The sequence below is a fragment of the Arthrobacter sp. MAHUQ-56 genome (assembly GCF_019710585.1).
Lineage (GTDB): Bacteria > Actinomycetota > Actinomycetes > Actinomycetales > Micrococcaceae > Arthrobacter.
The window spans coordinates 520,496-542,455 of record NZ_JAIFZQ010000020.1; the positions used below are offsets into that span (position 1 = coordinate 520,496).

The window sequence follows — 21,960 nt, forward strand, 5'->3', positions numbered from 1 at the left end:
CTTGAGCGCAGGCGCGGGAACCGCGGCCACCTCCCTGCAGGTGAGGCAGTGGCGCAACGCGGTGGTGGTGGCCTATGCAGCCAGCGGCCTCGCCTTCGCCTCCTGGGTTTCCCGGCTTCCGGCCATCCGGGACGCGCTGGACCTCACTCCCGGCAACATCGGGATCCTCCTGCTCTGCATGACGCTGGGATCCTTCGCCTCCGTCTCAGCATCAGGGCTGGTGGTGCTGCGGCTGGGATCCAAGCGGACCATCCGGACCGGAAGCATCATGGTGGGCGCCGGCCTGCTGGCCACCGGTTTTGGCACAACCGTGCTATCCAGCCCGGTGGCCACAGCCGTGGGGCTGGCAGTCATCGGACTGGGTACCGGCAGCTGGAACACCGCGTCGAATGTTGAAGGTGCCGCGGTGGAACGGGCCGTGGGCCGGCACATCATGCCGCGGCTGCACGGCGCGTTCAGCCTGGGGACCGTTGCGGGCGCCGGACTGGGCGCAGGTGCCGCGGCAGTGTCCCTGCCGGTGTTCTGGCACCTCGCTGCGGCAGGTGCGGTGGTCGCGGTGTCGGTGGCGACGGCGGCGGCCCGGTTCCGTGCCGACATCACCCCCGCGGCGGGGGAGCGCGCCTACGTCCCGGACAACTTCGAGGACCCGGTCACCGGTCCCATCCCCGTCATTGCCGCCGGAACCGCACCCGGTGGCGCACCGCTGGACAACAAACGCAAGATAGCGCAGGCGTGGCGGGACCGGCGGACCCTGCTGCTGGGCGTCCTGGTGCTGGGCCTCGCACTGGCCGAGGGCGCGGCGGGGGACTGGGTGGCCCTTGCCCTGGCGGACGGGCACGGCCAGACCGATGCTGCCGGCGCCGCCGGCTACGGACTGTTCGTGACATTCATGACCATCGGACGCTTCGCGGGAACAGTCGTGCTGGACCGCTTTGGCCGCGTGCCGGTCATGCGATGGTGCGCCGCCCTGGCTGTCGTGGGCCTGGGCGTGTTCGTCTTCGCCACCGCGCCCTGGCTGGCCTACGTGGGACTTGCCGCATGGGGGCTGGGCGCCTCCCTCGGCTTCCCGGTGGGCATGTCCGCCGCGGCCGATGACCCGGCCATGGCCGCCGCCCGGGTCTCGGTGGTGTCCACCATCGGCTACGCCGCGTTCCTCTGCGGACCACCGCTGCTGGGCCTGCTGGCCGAACACGTGGGCATCCTGCATTCGCTGCTGGCGGTCATGGTGATGCTTGCGGTGAGCTTCGTCCTGTCGCCGGTGGCCCGGAAGGCTGCCTAGGTTTCCCTAGTATTGTGGACGGGTGACTCCAACCCTGCTTTCCTCCCTGACCACGTCCGCCGTCGGTGGCCCCGCCGGCAAGTTCGTCGAGGCCCGGACCGAGGCTGAAATCATCGACGCCGTCAGGTCGGCGGATGCGGCGGGGGAGCAGGTCCTCATCATCAGCGGAGGCTCCAATCTCCTGGTGTCCGACGACGGGTTCGCCGGAACCGTCGTGAAGATCGCCTCCGAGGGGTTCACCGTCAACGCGGAGGACTCCTGCGGCGGAGTGGCCGTGGTGGTGCAGGCCGGCCACAACTGGGACAAACTGGTGGAGCACGCCGTCCGCCACGCCTGGTCCGGGATCGAGGCCCTGTCCGGCATCCCGGGCTCCACCGGGGCGACGCCGGTACAGAACGTTGGTGCCTACGGCGCCGAGGTCTCCCAGACCATCGCAGCCGTCCGCACCTGGGACCGCGAACAGAACGCCGTGAAGACCTTCACCAACTCTGAGCTGAAGTTCGGCTACCGCGACTCCATCCTCAAACAAACCACGGTGAACGGCTCTCCGCGGTACATCGTGTTGACGGTGGAATTCCAGCTGCCGCTGGGCCGGATGAGCGCGCCTATCCGCTACGCCGAGCTCGCCCGGTCGCTTGGCGTGGAGCCGGGCAAGCGGGCGTACTCCAACGACGTCCGCCGCGAGGTCCTGCGGCTCCGTGCTTCCAAGGGCATGGTGTGGGACGCTGCGGACCGGGACACGTACTCCACGGGTTCGTTCTTCACCAACCCCATCGTGCCCGCCGAGGTGGCGGACGGGCTGCCGGAAACGGCACCCCGCTACCCGGCCGGAAGCGATGGCTTGGTGAAGCTCTCCGCCGCCTGGCTGATTGACCAGGCAGGATTCGGCAAGGGCTTCGGCCTGGAGCCCGACGGCGTGTCGGGTGGCCGGGCCTCCTTGTCCACCAAGCACACGCTCGCCATCACCAACCGCGGCGCAGCCAGCGCCGCGGACATGGTGGCCGTCGCCCGGGAGGTGCGTGCCGGCGTCGAACGCTGCTTCGGCATTTCGCTGCACCCGGAGCCGCTGTTGATTGGCCTGGAACTGTAGGCATTCCCGGCCGTAACCAGGCCTAGGATGGGGCCATGGCTGCACACGCTTCCCTGCGCGACCGCAGGATTGTGGGACGGCTCCGCCTGGCATCCCAGCGGCTCGTGGGCGAGGCCGCGGCGACGGCACCTGACCTGGTCCGCTGGATGACCGCGATGCAGGCGCAGGACCTGCAGGCGGCGCTGTGGGCCGTGGGCGTCCGCGTGCCCGCAGCAGGACTCGCCGACGTGCGGGCCGCCATAGATGCCGGGACTGTGGCCAGGTCCTGGCCCATGCGCGGAACGCTGCATTTGGTGGCACCGGAGGACCTGGGCTGGATGCTGGAACTCACGGCCGAGCGGCTCACCAAAAGCATTGCAGGCCGGCACCGGCAGCTGGAGATCACGTGGGCGGATATCGAAAAAGCCCGGGACATCGCGCTGGAGCACATCTCGGCTGAAGGTCCGGTCAGCCGCGCCGAACTGTTCCGGGTCTTCGACGCCGCCGGCCAGCCGACCCAAGGCCAAAGGGGGATCCATCTGCTCGGCTCGCTGTGCCGGCATGGTTGGCTGGTGCTGGGTCCGCTGTCGGGAAACCAGCAGCTGATCGCCGCCTTCGAGCAATGGATCCCAGAGTCCCGCAGCCTCGGCCGCGAGGAGGGGATCGCGGAGTTCGCGCTCCGCTATTTCCGCAGCCACGGCCCGGCAACGCTCCGCGACTTCGCCTGGTGGACCCAGCTGCCGCTGACCGAGGTGCGGGCTGCTTTTGAAAGCGTCCGGGGCGAGCTGGTGGAACTGGAGATCGAGGGTGCCGGCTACTGGCTCTCACCGGATGTGGCGGCCCTCCTGGACTCCGGACTTCCCGGCGCCCGGTCCGTGCATCTGCTGCCCGGGTTCGATGAGTTCGTCCTCGGCTACACGGACCGGTCGGCCGTCCTGGCGCCGGAGCACTCCGACCTGATCGTTCCCGGCGGTAACGGTGTGTTCAAGAAGACGGTCGTCGCGGCGGGGAAGGTGGTGGGCACCTGGGCGCTGCAGGGCTCGGGGCCGGGCACCGCCGTCGTACCTGAACTCTTTGACGGGACCGCGACGCTGGGCCCTGCAGCGCAGGCAGCCCTCACCAAGGCTGCCCGGCGCTACCTGGCGTTCCTGGCCGCCTGACCAGCTTGCCCGCTTGCATAAGCGGCCCTGCCCCGGATAACCGGTGCTGGGCAGCACCGTTCGTGCGGGGCAGGGCCGCTCGTGAAGCAGCTGTAGGCGTTACAGGTTGCCCGTGGCGATGTTGAGCATGCGGCGCAGCGGCTCGGCGGCGCCCCAGAGGAGCTGGTCGCCGACGGTGAACGCGCTGATGTACTGCGGGCCCATCTCCATCTTGCGGATGCGGCCCACGGGGATGTCCAGGGTGCCGGAAGCCGCGACGGGGGTCAGCTCGGCCATGGAGGCTTCCTTGGTGTTGGGAACCACCTTGGCCCACTGGTTGTCCTCGTCCAGCAGCTTCTCGATCTCGGCGACGGACAGGTCCTCGCGGAGCTTCAGGGTCAGGGCCTGGGAGTGGGAGCGCATGGCACCGATGCGGACGCAGAGACCGTCCATGATCACGCGGTTTTCGTCCGTGGTGCCCAGGATCTTGTTGGTTTCGACTCCGGCCTTCCACTCTTCCTTGGACTGCCCGTTGCCCAGGTCCGCGTCGATCCAGGGGATCAGCGAGCCGGCCAGGGGGACGCCGAACTGGGTGGCGTCGATGTCTGTGCGCTGGTGGGCCAGGACCTTGCGGTCGATGTCCAGGATGGCCGACGCCGGGTCGTCCAGTTCCGTGCTGACCTCGGCGTTGAGCGTGCCGAACTGGCTGAGCAGCTCTCGCATGTGCCGGGCCCCGCCGCCGGAGGCAGCCTGGTAGGTCATGGAGGTTCCCCACTCCACCAGTCCGTTCTTGAACAGGCCGCCAAGGCCCATCAGCATGCAGGAGACGGTGCAGTTGCCGCCGATGAAGTCCTTGGTGCCGTTGACCAGGCCCTTATCAATGACGTCGCGGTTGATGGGGTCCAGCACGATGATCGAGTCGTCGTTCATGCGCAGGGTGGAGGCGGCGTCGATCCAGAGGCCGTCCCAGCCGCGGCTGCGCAGCTCGCCGTGGACCTGCTTGGTGTAGTCGCCGCCCTGGGCGGTGACAATAATGGGCAGCTTGGCCAGCGTGTCGACGTCGAACGCGTTTTCGAGCTTGCCTGCGCCTTCGGCGAAGGAAGGCGCGGCACCTCCCGCGTTGGAAGTGGAGAAGAACACCGGGTTGATGTTGGCGAAGTCGCCCTCGTCCTGCATGCGCTGCATGAGGACGGAACCGACCATGCCGCGCCATCCGACCAGGCCGACGGAAGGGGTAGCTGCTGTAGTCATTCGTACAGTTTAGACTTCGGAACCGGCAGGGCGCAGTCGGTTACGTCACGCCGTGGGCGGCTTGGCAAGGTACGACGGCGGCACGCACCTCGGAACAACCGCTCGCTGCTACCAGTCCAACTGGCGGCCTGTGGGCTCGGGAACGCCCCGTTCCGCCCGCAGGCGTTTTGCCCTTGAAGCCACCTTCGCCATTCGAACGGCGTAAAGGACGCCCGCGACTCCCAGCACGGTCAGGAAAAGGGAGTCCCACATCGGGTCTTGACCCCTGGTCATGGGTCCTGCTACCAGCACGATGGAGACGACGGCAACGGCAGCAAAGACAGCCCCCAGCACCAGGAAACCGAAGGCAGACCTAACCTGAGGATGTGAGCTGGCGTTCACCACCCCGAGTTCGTCCTTCGCATAGCTGTACAGGTCACCGTTCACAGTGCGAAACAGGACTCTCTTTTCGCCGCGCTCCAGCGCCTTTTCGTGTTCGGCGCGGACTTGGTCGTCTGAGTTGGAGCCATTGCCCGTGTTGCTGCCCGGAATGCGGTTCTGCACCTTAGTCCTGTCGGATTGAACGGATGTGATCCAAGACCTGGTCGTCTGTGAGGCCTGTAATTTCCTGGATGGGTGCGGAGGGAGAGTCGATGGCGCCGTACCCAACCGCCCACCCCGGCCCGCTGCGTTTGACGAGAAGCTGCGTCTTCGTATCGTCTTGCAGGAGCCGGACGGTGGCACCTCCCGACGGATGGTCTTCAAGGTGCTTGCGGATTATGTAAAAGTTCGATTCTGCGGGCGTGGCGTCGGGACGCTGGGCCATCGCAAACCAGCTGAGGTACGCACGGGGCTGCAGGAGTATCTGGTATTTGGGCGACTCTACGGACAGCACATTGTCCACGGAGTCAACGGTCAGGAGATTAATCTGGACATGCTTGACTGCCTCGGTCAGAGCGCTCGTTACTGCTGCTACCGGTCCAACGACAGAAAGTTCACCACCGGGTTCCGCTGTCGCTGCGCCACGGGCTATCAGGGAGGAGGCGCCGGCAGCGAGCATGGAGGCGTTGTCCAGTTCTTCCACCAGCCGCAATGCCTTCGCAGATGCCTCTGCTTCAGGGCCTCGACGCAGGCTCAGAAGAAGTGCCAGCTCGGCGAAGCCAAAACCGATGGCGTCCGGGAAACCTTGTCCGGCGGCTGCGCCCCTGGCTGTGCTTGTTTCAGTCACTGACTGTTCTCCTCAGTTCTTAGAAGCCGAAAAAGTCGCCGACTGCGTCGACGCCGTCGCTGATGGCACCGCCAACGGCCTCTGCCCCTTCCACGATCTTATCTTTGGCTGTGTCCACCGCCTCGTGGATAACGGGGACGTTGTCGTACAAGGCGAGTGCGCCACTGGCAACCATGCAGGCCGTACCTACCGGTGGTGGAGCGAACGAGCCGGCCCCCACCGCTACCTTGAACAACGAATACTTGCCGGCGTCGACATCGCCCTCTTTGAAATTGTTGAAGGCATCCAAGGCGTCCAGGCCCACGCCCACAGCGCCCAGGCCCTTGCTGAAGCCATCCAGGTACTTGAACGCCTGGGTGGTGTTTGCCAGATTTAGAACTTCATGGAATTTGCCTTCAAATAAATTGTTGGACAGGTTGAAAAACCTGCTGAACTCGTTGGAGTTTTCGAAGGCTTTCCACGCGGCGGGGTCCAGGAAATCACCGATCCGGGACTTGTGGAGCATGGCACCAATGTCGAACAGGCCCGCACGTATGTTAGGGAAAGCCTTCGTGAGGCCGTAGATGTCCCAGCCGTCGCGGAAGAGGGAGTCGGGATCCGTGAGCCAGTCCGGACCCCACGGGTCGTTGCTGCCCTGTCCCGGAACCGGCGTGCGCGGGCCATTGTTGCTGGCGGGGGTCCCGGTGCCCGGTCCTCCATCGGCTGCCGGGCCGTCCGTGCTGGCCTTCTCCTGCTCGTCGGCGTTCTTGAGCAGCAGCTTCGATTCCTGCTTCAGCCGGGATGCGGTCTGCTGGAGGAGCGTCCGGTGGTTGCCGTTCCAGTCGGACCGGAAGTGCTCGGCATCGCGCCCTTTCCAGGCCGGGCTGTTGTTGATCTGGCTGCTCAGCTGCGTCGATTGTTGCTGCAGCAGGTCCGCTGTCTTGCTGAACTGCTGCGCGAGCGTCCGCAGCTGTGCCACGTCGGCGCCCCAAACGTTTCCTGTCACCAGGCTTCCCCCAATATTCGAACAGCTCCTGACGGCTGCAGGCCCAGCCTAAGGCAGGACCCGGCCGGCCGCGATGGGGTGGCCTCCCCATGCAGCCGGGAGGATCAGCGCCGGTCCGACTGCTCCAGCACCGCTGCCTTGCGTGCGCGCAGGGCGAAGAAAGCACCGAACGCGAAGACCTGCGTCACCACCACCAGCACGATGGCCCCGGCGATCTTGTTGCCGCCCAGGATCATGGTCAGCCCCACGATCGCGGACAGCAGCGCCAGCAGCGGCAGCAGCATGTAGCCCAGGACGAACAGGGTTTCCGGTTTCTTCAGCATGTTCCTAGCCCTCGGTCCGTGACCATTTGGTGAATCGGTAGCGCGTGCCGTTGGCGGCGGTCAGCCAGCCGTCCGGCGGGACGGAGGCGGACGCCTCCCAACTGGTGCCGAGCTCCGGGGCGAACGTGTCGCCGTCGGCCTTCACGTCGATGGTGGTGACCACCGCGACGTTGGCGAGCTCGGTTGACTGGCGGAAGACCTCGCCGCCGCCCAGGATCCATACCGTCTCGCCGCCGTCGACAAACTGCGACTCAAGGAGGGCATCGTCCAGGGAAGGAACCACGACGGCGCCCTCCGCCTCAGGCGTACCGGCCCAGTCCTTCTGCCGGGTGATCACGATGTTCGTGCGCCCGGGCAGGGGGCGGTACTTGTCCGGGAAGGACAGCCAGGTCTTCCGGCCCATGATGACCGGGTGCCCCGTGGTGAGCCGGGTGAAGTGCTTCAGGTCCTCCGGCAGGTGCCAGGGCATGTCCCCGTCCTTGCCGATGACGCCGTCGGAGGTCTGGGCCCACACCAGGCCGACGCCGGTCACTGAAGCGGCGAGCTCCTCCGTGAAGGACTGTGGATCCGTGGAATTTTCGGTGCTCATACGGCGATCGGAGCCTTGATCGTGGGGTGGTGCTGGTAGCCCACCACTTCGAAGTCCTCAACGGTGTAGTCGAAGATCGACGCCGGCTTGCGGTTGATCCTCAGCTGCGGATATTCGTAGGGCTCGCGCTCCAGCTGCTTGAGGACCTGGTCCATGTGGTTTTCGTAGATGTGCACGTCACCGCCGGTCCAGACGAATTCACCCGGTTCGAGCCCCACCTGCTGGGCAAGCATGCAGGTGAGCAGCGCATAGGAGGCGATGTTGAACGGCACGCCCAGGAACATGTCCGCCGAGCGCTGGTAGAGCTGGCAGGAGAGCTTGCCGTTGGCCACGTAGAACTGGAAGAACGCGTGGCACGGTGGCAACGCCATGTCGTTGAGTTCGGACACATTCCAGGCAGAGACGATGTGGCGGCGCGAGTCCGGGTTGGACTTCAGGTTCTCCACCAGCTCGGCGATCTGGTCGATGTGGCCGCCGTCCGGGGTGGGCCAGCTGCGCCACTGCACGCCGTAGACCGGGCCCAGGTCGCCGTCCTCGTCTGCCCATTCGTTCCAGATGGTGACGCCCTGGTCCGTCATCCACTTGATGTTGGTTTCGCCGCGCAGGAACCACAGGAGTTCCACTGCCACGGATTTGAAGTGGACCCGCTTGGTGGTGATCAGCGGGAAGCTCCCGGAGAGGTCGAAGCGGATCTGGCGGCCGAAAACACTGGTGGTTCCGGTGCCCGTGCGGTCCGGTTTATGGGTGCCGTTGGCCAGGACATCGCGCAGGAGGTCTTCATAGGGCGTTGGGATGCTCACGCCCCAAGTCTACTTGGCCTGCACTGGCGAACTGCGAAGCACCTAGTCGTCAAACGGCTTGAATTGCTCCACGGCCACGATCTTGTGCTTGCCTCCGTTGGCCACGTGGCACACCACTGCTTCCCCTGGCGCCAGGTAGGGCTCCTTCGCGGGAAGCAGGCTGGCCAGCCTGGCCGGCATGTGCTCGGCCACCTGCCGGAGCACGGTGGGAAGCGCGGGCCGGTGCGTGCAGACCACCACCGTCCGCTGCTTGTCGAACAGCGCCTCCACCACGCCCGCCGTCTTCTTCGGACTGCGGTGGTGCCGGTGCTCGGTCAGCGCCTCCACCAGCTTCACCTTCGCCCCTGACGCCTTGGCGTAGGGCGCCACCGTTGCCACGCAGCGCAGCCACGGGCTGGTGACCACCCGCGAAGGCTTCCACACCTGCAGCATCCGGCCCACCGCCTGCGCCTGCCGTGTTCCGGTGGCGGCGAGCGGACGCTCCCCTTCGGCCTTGCTCCAGGACGACCGGGGCTTGGCTTTGGCGTGCCGGAGGACGATCAGCGGCCAGGTGTCCAGCTCGCGGCGGACATGGGCTTCGCGCAGGTATTCAAGGGGTACGACGTCGGACGGGTTGGACAGCAGCGAAGCGGCCCTTTCGGGGCTGCACCACATGACGCTGTCCACCTCCTTGCCGTCCGGAACCAAGCGGGCGCCGTTCGCCTTCACCGCCCAGTAGTGCACCACCTTCAGGCCCGACGCCACGTGGTAATGGATCGGCGGCAGGGGGATACCCAGCGGGGCTTCGAGGCCTATCTCTTCGCGCACCTCACGTACGGCGCACTCAGGGACGGTCTCGCCGTCGTCGATCTTCCCCTTCGGCCAGGACCAGTCGTCATACCGGGGCCGGTGGATCAGGAGGACTTCGAGCCGGTCCTTGGTGACCCGCCACGGCAGGGCGCCGGCAGCGACGACCGCTATGGGTTCCCCGGGATGGTCTGTCTGGTCAGCTACGAGTGCGTCGCTCGACAATGCGGGGGTCCTTATCGCCGGCTCAGGCTGCGCTGGCGGGGCCGGGAGGCCAGGAGCCAGGACTGGACATCTTCAAGCGGCTTCCCGTCCTCAGACAGGTGGTGCCGTATCCAGTTCCCTTCGTTGTCCAAGTGCCAGCTCGACGTCTCCGGCGCCATGTAGCGTTGCATGAGGTCAAGGACGTACGCGATGTCGTCGGGGCTGGCCAGCTGGACCAGGGCTTCCACCCTGCGGTCCAGGTTGCGGTGCATCATGTCTGCGGATCCGATATACACCACGGGGTCCCCGCCGTTGGCGAAGGCGAACACGCGCGAGTGCTCCAGGAACCTGCCCAGGATGGAGCGCACGGTGATGTTGTCGCTCAGGCCCGGAACGCCGGGGCGCAGCGAGCAGATTCCGCGCACCACAACGTCGACCTTCACCCCTGCCTGGGAGGCGCGGTACAGGGAGTCGATGATGGCTTCGTCCACCATGGAGTTCACCTTGATCTGCACGCGTCCCGGCACACCGGCGCGGGCATTGCGGATCTCCGTTTCGATCCGGTCGATCAGCCCGGACCGCACGGACCGTGGCGCCACCAGCAGCCGCTTGAACGTGGATTTGGGGGCATAGCCGGAGAGCTGGTTGAACAGCTTGGACAGGTCCTCGCCCACCTGGTCGTTGGCGGTGAGCAGGCCCAGGTCCTCGTAGTAGCGCGCGGTGCGGGGGTGGTAGTTGCCGGTGCCGATGTGGCAGTACCGGCGCAGCCCGTCCACCTCCTGGCGCACCACCAGCGAGAGCTTGCAGTGCGTCTTCAGGCCCACGATGCCGTACACCACGTGCACCCCGGCCTGTTCCAGCTTCCGCGCCCAGGAAATGTTGGCCTGTTCGTCGAACCTGGCCTTGATTTCCACGAGGGCCAAAACCTGCTTGCCGGCCTCGGCGGCGTCGATCAGGGCGTCGACGATGGGGGAGTCGCCGGAAGTCCGGTACAGGGTCTGCTTAATGGCCTGCACTTTCGGGTCCGCGGCGGCCTGCTCCAGGAAAGCCTGCACCGAGGTTGAGAACGAGTCGTACGGGTGGTGCAGCAGGATGTCCCGGCGGCGCATGGCGGCGAAGACATTCGCTGCCTTGGAGGTTTCGGACTCGTTCAGGTACCGCGAGGTGTGCGGCATGTGCTTGGGGTAGTGCAGGTCCGCGCGGTCGATCCCGGCGATCACGGACAGGCCGCGCAGGTCCAGGGGAGCAGGCACCGAGTACACCTCGGATTCCTCAACGCCCAGTTCGCGGATCAGCAGCGACCGGATGTTCGGGTTGATGTCCGTGGTGACCTCAAGCCTGACCGGAGGCCCGAAGCGGCGGCGCAGCAGTTCCTTTTCCAAGGCCTGCAGGAGGTTCTCTGCGTCGTCCTCTTCCACCTCGACATCCTCGTTGCGGGTGACGCGGAAGCTGTGGTGCTCCAGCACCTCCATGCCCGGGAACAGCTTGTCCAGATGGACGGCGATGACATCCTCGAGGGAGATGAACCGGGCCACCCGGCCCGGCACGGCGCCGGCGCGGGGACCGTCGATGGAAATCAGCCGGGGCAGCTGGTCCGGCACCTTGACGCGGGCGAAGAGCTCCTTGTCGCTGACCGGGTTCCGGACCACGACGGCGAGGTTCAGCGACAACCCGGAGATATACGGGAAAGGGTGGGCCGGGTCGACGGCCAGCGGGGTGAGGATGGGGAACACTTTTTCGGCGAACATCACGCTGAGCTGCTGCTGGGCGGCGTCGTCGAGTTCTTCCCACTGCATGAGGTGGATGTGCTCGTAGGCCAGGGCGGGCCGGATCTGGTCGGCATAGACCTGCGCGTGCCGCTCCTGCAGCCGGTGGGCAGCCTCGCTGATCCTCTCCAGCACCTCCACCGGGCTCAGGCCCGCGGGGGACGGCACTGCAAGTCCCGTGGCGATGCGGCGTTTCAAGCCTGCCACCCGGACCATGAAGAACTCATCCAGGTTGGACGCGAAGATCGACAGGAAGTTGACCCGCTCCAGCAGGTGCAGGGTGGGGTCCTCGGCCAGTTCCAGCACCCGTGCGTTGAAGGCCAGCCAGCTCAGTTCCCGGTCCAGGAACCGGTCCGGGCGGATGTCGCCTTCGGGCTGCAGGTTCGGGGCGAACTCCGGGATGTCGATGCGGTCCTGGGTGGCCCGTGACGCCGGTACCTCGGAAGAACCGAATCGGGCGCGCACCGGCACTGCAACATCCTGTGGCGTGGCTGTTCCGGACGGTTCCGGGTTCATGGCTTCTCCTTTACCTGCCGGTGTGCTGCCGGCGCATCCGCCCCGCACGGTTCGATTTCAACCTTACAAGCATTCACAGGCCCCCGGCCCCCGTCTTTGGCCCACAAAGTGTTCCTGCGGGCCGGGCTCTCAGCCCGCAGCCGCCGGGCCGTACATGACATCCATGTCCCAGCGGCTGAAACCAAGCCGGCGGTAGAGCGAAACGGCGGCAGAGTTGTCCGCATCGACGTAGAGCATGACTGCCGACAGGCCGGAATCGCGGAGGTGCCTGATGCCGGCGATGGTCAGCGCCCTGCCCAGCCCCATGCCCTGGGCCTCCGGCGCCACGCCCACAACATAGACCTCGCCGATTGCGGGGTGCTCACCGTGCCGGGGGTGGACTTTGGTCCAGTGGTAGCCCAGCAGCCGGCCGTCCCGGTCCTCGGCCAGGAAGAAGCCGGCGGGGTCGAACCAGTCCTCCGCCATCCGTGCCTCAAGGTCAGCCCGGGTCAGGTTTCCCTGCTCCGGGTGGTGGGCGAACGCGGCCTTGTTGGCTGCCAGCCAGGCCTCCTCGTCCTGGCCCGGCACGAAGGTGCGGATGGAGACCCCGTCCGGGAGGCCGGCGTCGGGCAGGTCCGTGTCCGCCGTGGTCATCCGCATCTTCCACAGCTCGCGCACGGGAGCGTAGCCGTACCGCGCGGCAAGCTCGGCAGCCGCTTCATGGTTGCCGTGGGACCAGGCCTTCAGCCCGTCAAAGCCGCGGGCTTCCTTGAGCGCACCCACCAGGCGGTCCGCGACGCCCTGGTTGCGGTAGGCCGGGTGGACGGCGATCTCCAGGATGCCACTGCCGTCCGGCTCTTCCACCACGACGGCGAACCCGGCCAGGTCTTCGCCGGTGGCCGGATCCGAGTCCTCGTCCGGGGCGTACAGGGCCAGGGTCAGCAGCGTGTGCCCGGCGGAGTTTCCGGCACGCATGGTCACGAGCGTCTGCTCGGAGATGGAGGGGTTGCCGTCTGATTCCTCGGCTGCGGCGAGCAGGTCGCGGCAGTCCTTCAGGAGCTGCGGGTCAACTCCGCCTCGGACAACCTGGACGGGCCACTTCTGCGGGTGCGCTGGAGTCATGAGGCAAGGCTATACGCCGGCGGCGGATCCGGGCTCAGGCCTCGGTAAGCTCATCTTCCTGCTGCCGGACCAGGGTGAGGCGGTAACCCACGTTCCTGACCGTGCTGATCAGGTTTTCGTGGTCAGCGCCAAGCTTGGCGCGCAGGCGCCGGACGTGGACGTCCACGGTGCGGGTGCCGCCGTAATAGTCGTAGCCCCACACCTCGGTGAGCAGCTGCTGGCGGGTGAATACCCTGCCCGGGTGCTGGGCCAGGTATTTAAGGAGTTCAAACTCCTTGAAGGTCAGGTTCAGGGGTGCCCCGTTGACGCGGGCGGTGTAGCTTGCCTCGTCGATAATGACGCCGGCGGCGCGGATCTCGCTGGGAGCGTCCTCCTGTTCGGGCACCGCCCGGGCGACCGAGAGCCGGATGCGGGCCTCCACCTCGGCGGGACCGGCGGAATCGAGGACGATGTCATCCACCGCCCAGGCCGAGGAAACTGCCGCCATGCCGCCTTCGGTCAGGATCAGCACCAGGGGAGCGCTGAGGCCGGTGGCTTTCAGGAGCTGCGTGAGGGAGCGCGCCCCAACCAGGTCCTTGCGGGCGTCCAGCAGGACGATGTCGCAGGGGTCGGTCTCCAGGAGGGCGGTGGGTTCGGCGGGGAGGATATGGACCCGGTGGTTCAGCAGTTCCAAGGCAGGCAGGATGTCCACCGAAGAACCGGTGCTGTTGGTCAGTAACAGGATGTGCGACATTGTTCCTCCAAGGGCCGTCCGCGCATCATTGGGCGACTGAACCGGATTCTCACCGGCCGGTACTGGCTTCTTGCGGGAGGTTCCTGGACCGTCAGCACGCCGCCGGCCAGCCACCTCAGCAGGGAGCTTAGCTGAACCTTGAGTATACCCGGCAGTGCGTTCCGGACCACAGATCCACGCCCGGGAGGAGCCCGTTTTGCGACATATGCGGTTCATATAGGGCAGGATTGGACCAGGGCGGACCAGCCCTGCCATGAGGGGGCCGACCGCCCTTCGGGCCGACGCCAGGATGGGAAATCAGCGCAGTGAGTGCACAGACGAAGCACAGGCCGGGCCCCGCATGACGGCGGATCTGCAGGCCCCAGTGCGTTCGCTCGGCTCCTGGGTGATCGGCGTCGTCGGGATCGCCGGACTCATCGCCATCATCGCCGCCGTCTACGCCTCACCGCAGGTCCTCACCGTGGTGGGCGTTTTGATCGCCGCCGCAGTGGGCCTCGGCTGGCCGCACTTCCTGAGGATTCCGGCGAAGAAGACCCTGGCCGCGGTCATCGCCCTGCCCGGTGCCGGCGCCGCCGTCGCCGCGGCCGCCGCCCCGGCCCCGGGCTACCTCGACTGGACTCCGGCTTTCGTGGCCCTGGGAATGATGGCCGTGTTCGTGGTGCAGTTGATCCGCGGAACGGGCCAGGCCCAGCGCCTGGAATCCACGCTCGGATGCTGCGTGGGCGTACTGCTGTCCTGCCTCGGAGCCGGCTGGATTGCCAGCGCCCGGTTCAACGGTGTCCGCGAGATGCTTCTGGTGGCGGCCATCAGTGCGGCCGTGGCCCTGCTCGCCGGGCTCATCCGGTGGCCGGACAGCATTGTTGCGCCGCTGGGCATTGTCCTTGCCGGACTGGCGGGGCCGCTCGCAGGGCTGGTGCTGTCGGACATTGCCGTGCTGCCGGCCGCCATCTTCGGCGTCGTCGTCGGCGCGGTCCTGGCCAGCTTCCGCAGGCTCGCCACCCTTCGCGGCGCGCCCCTGAATATCCTTGCTGCGTTGAGCATGGGCCTCGCGCCCGTCTCGGCGGTGGGGTCCCTTGCCTACTTCATAGACAAACTACTCATCTACTAACGGTTAGGATGGCATCATGTCCGTACTTGCTTTTGAAATCTTCTTCCTCGTCCTGCTCGGTATTGCGAGCCTGTCCATGGCCTGGTTCGCCGGTTTCGTGGTCTACCGCCTCTTCAAGGGCCAGAAGTAGACAACCCGCTTCCGGAGCACCCGGCAGTATCTCGAGGTAATACCAATGCCCATTGAGATTCCTACAGACCTGACACCCGAACTCGTGCCCCTTTCCTGGCTCATTGGTGAGTGGGAGGGTCGCGGCCGGCTCGGCAGCGGCGACGAGGACTCGGAGCACTTCGAGCAGCATGTCTCCTTCACCCACAACGGGCTGCCTTACCTGCAGTACCGCGCCGAGAGCTGGCTGACCGACGACGAAGGCACGCGCCTGCGGCCGCTCACCGTGGAGACGGGCTTCTGGGCTTTGGAGCGCAAACAGCTGGATGCCGACGGCGGCCCCGGCCTGGTGCCCGCAGACATCGTCCCGGTCTTGAAAAGTGCTGACGAGGTGGAAGCCCTCCGCAACAAGGATGGGGGCTTCGACATCTCCGTATCCATAGCGCACCCGGGTGGGATCAGCGAGCTGTACTACGGCCAGATCAAAGGCCCGCAGATCCAGCTGACCACCGACATGGTCATGCGCGGCAGCCATTCCAAGGACTACAGCGCCGCCACCCGGATATTCGGGCTGGTGGACGGGAACCTTTTGTGGCGCTGGGACGTCGCAACAGGAGGAGAAACCGGGAAGGGACTGGAGGCCCACGCCTCCGCCTTCCTGAAGAAGGTTTCCTGACCCCAAGGGAGCGGCACCGTGGAAGATGCAGGGACAGCCAGGAACTACAGCGACCTCAAGGCCGTGTTCTTCAACGGCACCTTGAAGAAGTCGCCCCAGACATCCAACACGGACGGCCTGATCAGGATCAGCCGCCGCATCATGGAAAAACAGGGCGTCACCACCCGGGTGATCCGCACTGTCGACCACGACATTGCCAGCGGCGTGTACCCGGACATGACGCAGTACGGCTGGGCCACGGACGAGTGGCCGGACCTTTATCCTGCGGTGCAGGAAGCCGACATCGTGGTGGTGGCGGGTCCCATCTGGCTCGGGGACAACTCCTCCCAGACGAAGAAGCTCATCGAACGCCTCTATGCCCATTCCGGTGAAGTGAACGGCAAAGGACAATGGGCGTTCTACCCCAAGGTCGGCGGCTGCCTGATCACCGGCAACGAGGACGGCATCAAGCACTGCTCCATGAACATCCTCTACAGCCTGCAACACATCGGCTTCAGCATCCCGCCGCAGGCCGACGCCGGGTGGATCGGGCCCGTGGGCCCCGGCCCCAGCTACCTGGATGAAGGGTCCGGGGGCCCGGAAAGCGACTTCACCAACCGGAACACCACCTTCATGACCTGGAACCTGCTGCACCTGGCCAGGATCCTCAAGGACGCCGGCGGCTACCCCGCCTACGGAAACCTGCCCCGGGAGTGGTCGGCCGGAACCCGTTTCGATTTCGAAAACCCGGAATACCGCTGACCCCCGTAGACTTCTACTTCATATGACTACCCCCAGCCCTCTCTTGTCGCGTCCCGGCGCCGTCGAGGCCGCAGGCCCGGACGCCGGCGTCGCCGCCCACTACGGTGAGCCGCTGCGCGAGCAGCGCGCACTCGCCGCCGGAACCGCCGTCGTCGATCTCTCCCACCGGGGCGTGGTCACCGTCACCGGGCCCGACCGGCTCAGCTGGCTGAACACCCTGTCTTCGCAGCAGGTCGCCGCGCTGAAGCCGGGCGAGTCCAGCGAATTGCTGCTGCTGAGCGTGCAGGGGCGCATCGACTTTGACGCCCGTGTCGTTGACGACGGCGGGACCACCTGGCTGATCGTCGAGGCCGCCGAGGCTGCACCGCTGGCGGAGTACCTGAACCGGATGAAGTTCATGCTGCGGGTGGACATCGCCGACGTCTCCGCCGACTGGGCAGTGGTGGGCAGCACCCGGGCCGTTCCTGACTGGTCTGGCTACCTTGCCTGGCAGGACCCGTGGCCGCACGTGGGCGCCGGCGGATACTCCTATGCCACGGTCCCCGAGGAGTCCCATCCGGGACTGGAACGGCCGTGGTTCGAATACCTGCTCCCCGCGGACAAGCTGGAGGACGCCGTCGCCGGACGCGCGCTGGCGGGTGTACTCGCAGCCGAGGCCCTGCGCATTGCCGCCTGGCGTCCCCGGATCGGGGCCGAAACCGATGACAAGACCATTCCCCATGAACTGGACCTGCTCCGGACCGCCGTGCACCTGGCCAAGGGCTGCTACAAGGGCCAGGAAACCATCGCCCGGGTGCACAACCTGGGCCACCCGCCGCGGCGCCTGGTCTTCCTCCAGCTGGACGGTTCCCAGCACACGCTGCCGCAGCCGGGCAGCCCTGTGATGGCGGGGGAGCGGAAGGTGGGATCCGTGACGTCGGTGGCCCAGCATTACGAGATGGGACCCGTTGCGTTGGCGGTCATAAAGCGCTCAGTGGCCCCGGATGAAATACTGACGGTCCTGGACGGGGACGAACCGTACACCGCCGCCCAGGAACTCATCGTTGCCCCGGACGCCGGCCAGGTTGTGGGGCGGCAAACCGGATTCCTGAAAGGGCCACGCTGATGACAGAAGAAACCGGTACCGCCGGAGCGGGCGCTGGGGGACAGCACGACGACGACGCCGTCGCCCTGGCCCACACGCTCTTCGAGGCGGCCCGCGAAGGAAACGACGGGATGCTGGGTGCCTACCTCGGCGCCGGGGCTCCCGCCACCCTGACCAATGCCGCCGGCGACTCACTGCTGATGCTGGCCGCCTACCACGGCCATGCCGGCACCGTTGAACTGCTCCTGCGGCACGGCGCCGACGCAAACACCGCCAACGACCGGGGCCAGACCCCGCTCGCCGGGGCGGCATTCAAGGGATACGCGGACGTGGCCCGGGTCCTGCTGGCCGCCGGCGCCGATCCTGATGCCGGTGCGCCCTCGGCCCGTGCCGCCGCGCAGATGTTCGCCCGCGCGGAGATCCTGGACCTGCTGGGCTAGCTGCCAGCCCTTCCCGGGCCCAGCCGCGCACCTCCCAAACCACTGAAGGATGACCAAGTGGAAAACGTAGCAAAGCCCTGGCCTGCCCTGCGGTCCCTGGTGATCGGGTTCTTCATGATCCTGATCGACACCACCATCGTTTCCGTGGCAAACCCCCGCATCATGGAGGGCCTGGACGCCGACATCAACTCCGTGATCTGGGTGACCAGCGCCTATTTGCTGGCCTATGCCGTCCCGCTGCTCATCACCGGGCGGCTGGGCGACAGGTTCGGGCCCAAACGCCTGTACCTCGCCGGGCTGGTGGTCTTCACGCTGGCTTCCCTCTGGTGCGGTCTGTCCGGCAACGTGGCGGTCCTGATCGCGGCACGCGTGCTGCAGGGGCTGGGCGCCGCCATCATGACCCCCCAGACCATGGCCGTGATCACCCGGATCTTCCCGCCCGACCGCCGCGGGCCCGCCATGGCGGTCTGGGGAGCCACCGCCGGCATGGCCACCCTTGTGGGGCCCATCCTGGGCGGCGTCCTGGTTGACGGCCTGGGCTGGGAATGGATCTTCTTCATCAACGTGCCCATCGGCGTCGTGGGCTTCATCCTGGCGCTGCGCAACGTGCCGGCCCTGGCTACCCATCCGCACCGCTTCGACATCCCTGGCGTCCTGCTGAGCGCCGCCGGGCTGTTCCTGCTGGTGTTCGGCATCCAGGAGGGCGAGACCTACAACTGGGGCACCATCACGGGGCCCATTACCGTGTGGGGCCTGATCATCGCCGGCATCGCAGTCCTGGCGGTCTTCGTGGTGTGGCAGCGGTACAACAAGGGTGAGCCGCTCCTGCCCCTGGGGCTGTTCCGGGACCGGAACTTCTCGCTGGCCAACATCGGCATCACCACGGTGGGCTTCACGGTAACCGCCTTCAGCCTGCCGCTGATCTTCTACTACCAGCTGGTCCGCGGCCTCACCCCCACCCAGTCCGCGCTGATGATGGTGCCCATGGCCCTGATCTCCGGCGGGCTGGCACCGGTGGTGGGCAAGCTCGTGGACCGGGTCAACCCGAAGTACATCACCGCCACCGGACTGGTGCTCATGGCCGTGGCCCTGCTCTGGAACTCGGCGCTCATGCGCCCGGACACCCCCATCCTGCTGTTCCTGCTGCCCAGCGCCGTCCTCGGCTTCGCCAACGCCGGCATCTGGGCCCCGCTGAGCACCACGGCCACCAGGAACCTGCCGCCGCGCCAGGCGGGTGCAGGCTCGGGTGTCTACAACACCACCCGCCAGATCGGTGCGGTACTGGGCAGCGCAGCGATTGCGGTGCTGATCCAGTCCCGCCTTGCGGCCGAGCTGCCCGCCGGCGGGCCGGGCGGATCCGCGGGCGAGGGGATGGCGATGGGCGGCACCCTTCCGGAGGTCCTCCAGGGCGGGTTCTCGACGGCGATGGGACAGTCCATCCTGCTGCCCGCCGGGGTGATCCTGGTGGGAGCGGCGGTGGCCCTGTTCTTCGCCAAACCGCAGCCCATCCAGGGCTGGCCTGCCCCCGGCCAGGGCGCGGCGTCAGCGAAGGTGGACGCTGGTCTGGATTCCGCCGGCTGACAGGCCCAGCTTCCGGGCCAGTGCGAGGCAGCCGGTGTTGCTGACGTCGGCGCGCCACTGCAGCGTGAGGCCCGCCGCCAGGGCTTCATGGGCGGCAATCGAGGCTGCCAGGGAGCCCAGGCCGCGCCGCCGCCACTCCGGATCCACCAGGACGCCCATGTTGGCCAGCAGGCCCTCCCACTCCCCGTACGCCCCGCAGGCCAGGGGAACCCGCCGGCCATCCACCTCATGGACGATCGTGTACCGGTTTTCCAGGTCCGACAAGCCCACTTCGTTGACGTCGTCGGGCGGGCAGCGGCCCTCCAGCTCGATCGCCTCCGGGTTGCCGTGCGAAACGGTCAGCTCTTCGGAGGGCTGCTGCAGCGGGAGGTCGTCGGCGAAGAACAGTGCGGCGGCTCCGAGCCCGTGGCCGCCGCGGGACCTGGTCAGGGTCAGCAGCGTGACGTGCTGGGCCATCTGTTCATCGGGAATGTCCGCGGCGGCGTCGATGACCTCCTGCGGGGCCACGAGTGCCGACGTCCCGAAGAGCCGGACGAACTCCACCGTCCGGGCCGTTTCGTCAGCGCGGACAATCCGCTCGCCGGAGACCAGTGCCGGACCGAACACGTCGTCGTCGAAGCCCAGCCGGCGCGCCCATGCCAGCTGGATGATGGCAGCGGAACCGGGATCGAGTGTCATGGTCCCAGCCTAGGGCGGGCGGCCTCCTTAGCCGAACAGCACCGCGGCTTCGTCATACCGCTTTTGCGGAACGGTCTTCAGCTGGCCCAGGGCCTCCTGGAAGGCCACGTGTTCGATGTCCGTCCCCTTCAGCGCCACCATGGTGCCCCAGTAGCCTTCCACCACGGAATCGATGGCGGCCATGCCCAGGCGGGTGGCCAGGACGCGGTCGAACGCTGACGGGACGCCGCCGCGCTGGATGTGGCCGAGGATCGTGGCCCGGGTTTCGATGCCCGTGCGGGCCTCCAGTTCCGGCGCCAGCTGGTCGGCGATGCCGCCCAAGCGCGGACGGCCGAAGGTGTCCAGGCCGCGCTCGGAGTGCGGGCTTTCCATGTGCTCGGGTACGAAGCCTTCGGCGACGACCACCAGGGGCGCACGGCCGCGGTGGTGGGCTTCCTTCACCCATTCGGTGATCTGCTCGATGCTGACCTTCTGCTCGGGGATCAGGATGGCGTGGGCGCCGGCGGCCATGCCGGCGTGCAGCGCGATCCACCCCACGTGCCGGCCCATGACTTCGGCGATCATGCAGCGGTGGTGCGATTCGCCGGTGGTCCGGAGCCGGTCGATTGCTTCGGTGGCGATCTGCACGGCGGTGTCGAAGCCAAAGGTGTAGTCGGTGGCGTCGAGGTCGTTGTCCACGGTCTTGGGAACGCCGACGATCTTCAGCCCGGCGTCGGTGAGGCGCTTGGCGGCGGCGAGGGTTCCCTCACCGCCGATGGCGATGATCGCATCGATGCCCAGCCGGTCCATGTGCGCTTTGATGGCCTCGGGTCCGCCGCCGTTTTCGAACGGGTTGGTGCGGGAGGTGCCCAGGATGGTGCCGCCCTGCTTGGCGATACCGCGGACCATGGTGCGGGGGATGTCGATGATGTCGCCCTCCACCACGCCGCGCCAGCCGTCGAGGAATCCGACGAATTCGTGGCCGTGGATGGCAATGCCCTTGAGTACTGCGCCGCGGATGACGGCGTTCAGTCCGGGGCAGTCGCCACCGCTGGTGAGGATTCCAATTTTCATGTTTGCTCAAATCCTGGAGAGAAGGTTTACAGGCAGAGCGCCACGCTGAGCTCACCTAGAAGTGTAGTGCGGGGTGTGGGGTACGACACAAACCGGTTACATTGCGGTGCCGCGCATCACGACCCGTCAGGTGTTCGGCGGGGGGACAACAAGGCGCGGGACAGGAAAAGGCCCCGCCCCGTGTGAACTGGTCAACGGAGCAGGGCCTGGTGTCCTGGAGGGCAGGCTTTTCAGCTGTTGAGGGACCGGCGGTCCAGGAAGGTCTGCAGCGGGATTTCGTTGCGCTGGTCCGGAAGGACCACCCAGGCCAGGATGTAGAAAACGAAGGCCGGTCCGGGAAGCAGGGCGAAGAGAAGGAAGGCGATGCGGACAAACGCGACGTCGACGTTGAGCTTGGCGGCGATGCCGCCGCAGACTCCGCCAAGCCACCGCTCCGGGCCGCGCTTCAGGCCAAAGCCCCTGACGATACTGAAGAACTTATCCATGGTTCAAGACTTCCCTGTAGTTGGTTCATTGTCACGTTTGCGGGCTGAGAGCAGTCCGCCGGCCACCAGCGCCACACCCGCACCGATCATGAGGCCGATCAGCACGTAGGTGCCGTTGAGCGAGATAACGCCCAGCTGCGCCACGATGATCAGTGCCGCCAGAGCCAGCACAATGAGCCCCCACACGATGGTTCCCACGCGGGCCGGTGCCGGTGCTGCCGGGTCCTGGCCCGCCGTCGGAATGTTGCTGTTGTCCAT

The 21,960-nt window shown here is 66.8% G+C and carries 24 protein-coding genes; 9 read left to right on the forward strand and 15 right to left on the reverse strand.

Features of this window, described 5'->3' with window-relative positions; genetic code table 11:
• Nucleotide 1 precedes the first annotated feature (1 nt).
• The 3 genes from K4G53_RS14775 to K4G53_RS14785 are packed head-to-tail and all read left to right on the forward strand — an operon-like array spanning nt 2 to nt 3,508.
• Nucleotides 2–1,279, forward strand: a complete 1,278-nt coding sequence (locus K4G53_RS14775; RefSeq protein WP_221386426.1) for a sugar MFS transporter — start codon at nt 2–4, stop codon at nt 1,277–1,279.
• A gap of 22 nt (nt 1,280–1,301) precedes the next feature.
• Nucleotides 1,302–2,369 carry a UDP-N-acetylmuramate dehydrogenase gene (locus K4G53_RS14780; RefSeq protein WP_221386427.1) on the forward strand — a complete coding sequence of 356 codons (1,068 nt, stop codon included), beginning with the start codon at nt 1,302–1,304 and terminating at the stop codon, nt 2,367–2,369.
• Nucleotides 2,370–2,404: 35 nt separating this feature from the next.
• Entirely contained in the window at nt 2,405–3,508 is a 1,104-nt protein-coding gene (locus K4G53_RS14785; protein ID WP_221386428.1) for a winged helix DNA-binding domain-containing protein, read from the forward strand.
• A gap of 99 nt (nt 3,509–3,607) precedes the next feature.
• Here the strand turns inward: K4G53_RS14785 and asd are convergent, their stop codons facing one another.
• The 11 genes from asd to K4G53_RS14840 all read right to left on the reverse strand — a co-directional run bounded on the left by asd (nt 3,608) and on the right by K4G53_RS14840 (nt 13,748).
• Nucleotides 3,608–4,738, reverse strand: coding sequence for an aspartate-semialdehyde dehydrogenase (asd, locus tag K4G53_RS14790; protein WP_221386429.1), 1,131 nt, complete (start codon nt 4,736–4,738; stop codon nt 3,608–3,610).
• A gap of 108 nt (nt 4,739–4,846) precedes the next feature.
• Nucleotides 4,847–5,281, reverse strand: a complete 435-nt coding sequence (locus K4G53_RS14795; RefSeq protein WP_221386430.1) for a hypothetical protein — start codon at nt 5,279–5,281, stop codon at nt 4,847–4,849.
• Nucleotide 5,282: 1 nt separating this feature from the next.
• Nucleotides 5,283–5,945 (reverse strand): hypothetical protein, encoded by a 663-nt coding sequence (locus tag K4G53_RS14800; RefSeq protein ID WP_221386431.1) that lies wholly within the window; start codon nt 5,943–5,945, stop codon nt 5,283–5,285.
• A 19-nt stretch (nt 5,946–5,964) separates the two neighbouring features.
• Entirely contained in the window at nt 5,965–6,930 is a 966-nt protein-coding gene (locus K4G53_RS14805) for a hypothetical protein (protein ID WP_221386432.1), read from the reverse strand.
• A 104-nt stretch (nt 6,931–7,034) separates the two neighbouring features.
• A complete protein-coding gene (locus K4G53_RS14810) occupies nt 7,035–7,253 on the reverse strand; it encodes an NF038396 family protein (RefSeq protein WP_221386433.1) in 219 nt (72 codons plus the stop codon).
• Between the two features lie 4 nt (nt 7,254–7,257).
• Entirely contained in the window at nt 7,258–7,842 is a 585-nt protein-coding gene (locus K4G53_RS14815) for a dihydrofolate reductase (protein ID WP_221386434.1), read from the reverse strand.
• Nucleotides 7,839–8,642, reverse strand: coding sequence for a thymidylate synthase (locus K4G53_RS14820; protein ID WP_221386435.1), 804 nt, complete (start codon nt 8,640–8,642; stop codon nt 7,839–7,841). Before K4G53_RS14820 ends, K4G53_RS14815 begins: the two co-directional genes overlap by 4 nt.
• 42 nt (nt 8,643–8,684) lie before the next feature.
• Nucleotides 8,685–9,653, reverse strand: a complete 969-nt coding sequence (locus K4G53_RS14825; RefSeq protein ID WP_221386436.1) for an NUDIX hydrolase — start codon at nt 9,651–9,653, stop codon at nt 8,685–8,687.
• 11 nt (nt 9,654–9,664) lie between these two features.
• Entirely contained in the window at nt 9,665–11,914 is a 2,250-nt protein-coding gene (locus K4G53_RS14830; protein WP_221386437.1) for an RNA degradosome polyphosphate kinase, read from the reverse strand.
• 129 nt (nt 11,915–12,043) lie between these two features.
• A complete protein-coding gene (gene mshD / locus K4G53_RS14835) occupies nt 12,044–13,015 on the reverse strand; it encodes a mycothiol synthase (RefSeq protein ID WP_221386438.1) in 972 nt (323 codons plus the stop codon).
• Between the two features lie 34 nt (nt 13,016–13,049).
• Nucleotides 13,050–13,748: a response regulator transcription factor gene (locus K4G53_RS14840; RefSeq protein WP_018769102.1), complete on the reverse strand. Its 699-nt coding sequence runs from the start codon at nt 13,746–13,748 to the stop codon at nt 13,050–13,052.
• Between the two features lie 340 nt (nt 13,749–14,088).
• On the opposite strand from K4G53_RS14840, the gene K4G53_RS14845 reads away from it, so the two are divergent.
• From K4G53_RS14845 to K4G53_RS14870, 6 genes are all read left to right on the forward strand, one after another.
• The gene (locus tag K4G53_RS14845) at nt 14,089–14,856 is read left to right on the forward strand and encodes a permease (protein WP_221386439.1); all 768 of its coding nucleotides are present in this window, start codon (nt 14,089–14,091) and stop codon (nt 14,854–14,856) included.
• Nucleotides 14,857–15,031: 175 nt separating this feature from the next.
• Nucleotides 15,032–15,640, forward strand: a complete 609-nt coding sequence (locus tag K4G53_RS14850) for an FABP family protein (protein WP_221386440.1) — start codon at nt 15,032–15,034, stop codon at nt 15,638–15,640.
• Between the two features lie 18 nt (nt 15,641–15,658).
• Entirely contained in the window at nt 15,659–16,381 is a 723-nt protein-coding gene (locus K4G53_RS14855; RefSeq protein WP_221386441.1) for a flavodoxin family protein, read from the forward strand.
• A gap of 22 nt (nt 16,382–16,403) precedes the next feature.
• Complete coding sequence (locus K4G53_RS14860) at nt 16,404–17,486, forward strand: folate-binding protein YgfZ (RefSeq protein WP_221386442.1); 1,083 nt, start codon at nt 16,404–16,406, stop codon at nt 17,484–17,486.
• Entirely contained in the window at nt 17,486–17,905 is a 420-nt protein-coding gene (locus K4G53_RS14865) for an ankyrin repeat domain-containing protein (protein WP_221386443.1), read from the forward strand. The genes K4G53_RS14860 and K4G53_RS14865 overlap by 1 nt, the downstream gene beginning before the upstream one ends.
• A complete protein-coding gene (locus K4G53_RS14870; protein ID WP_374226176.1) occupies nt 17,906–19,486 on the forward strand; it encodes a DHA2 family efflux MFS transporter permease subunit in 1,581 nt (526 codons plus the stop codon).
• Here K4G53_RS14870 and K4G53_RS14875 read toward each other — a convergent pair.
• The 4 genes from K4G53_RS14875 to K4G53_RS14890 form a co-directional block, all read right to left on the reverse strand.
• Nucleotides 19,448–20,164 (reverse strand): GNAT family N-acetyltransferase, encoded by a 717-nt coding sequence (locus tag K4G53_RS14875; protein ID WP_221386445.1) that lies wholly within the window; start codon nt 20,162–20,164, stop codon nt 19,448–19,450. The genes K4G53_RS14870 and K4G53_RS14875 overlap by 39 nt on opposite strands.
• 27 nt (nt 20,165–20,191) lie before the next feature.
• Entirely contained in the window at nt 20,192–21,217 is a 1,026-nt protein-coding gene (locus K4G53_RS14880) for an ATP-dependent 6-phosphofructokinase (protein ID WP_221386446.1), read from the reverse strand.
• A gap of 230 nt (nt 21,218–21,447) precedes the next feature.
• Nucleotides 21,448–21,702, reverse strand: a complete 255-nt coding sequence (locus K4G53_RS14885) for a PspC domain-containing protein (RefSeq protein WP_221386447.1) — start codon at nt 21,700–21,702, stop codon at nt 21,448–21,450.
• Between the two features lie 3 nt (nt 21,703–21,705).
• Nucleotides 21,706–21,960, reverse strand: a complete 255-nt coding sequence (locus K4G53_RS14890) for a hypothetical protein (protein WP_221386448.1) — start codon at nt 21,958–21,960, stop codon at nt 21,706–21,708.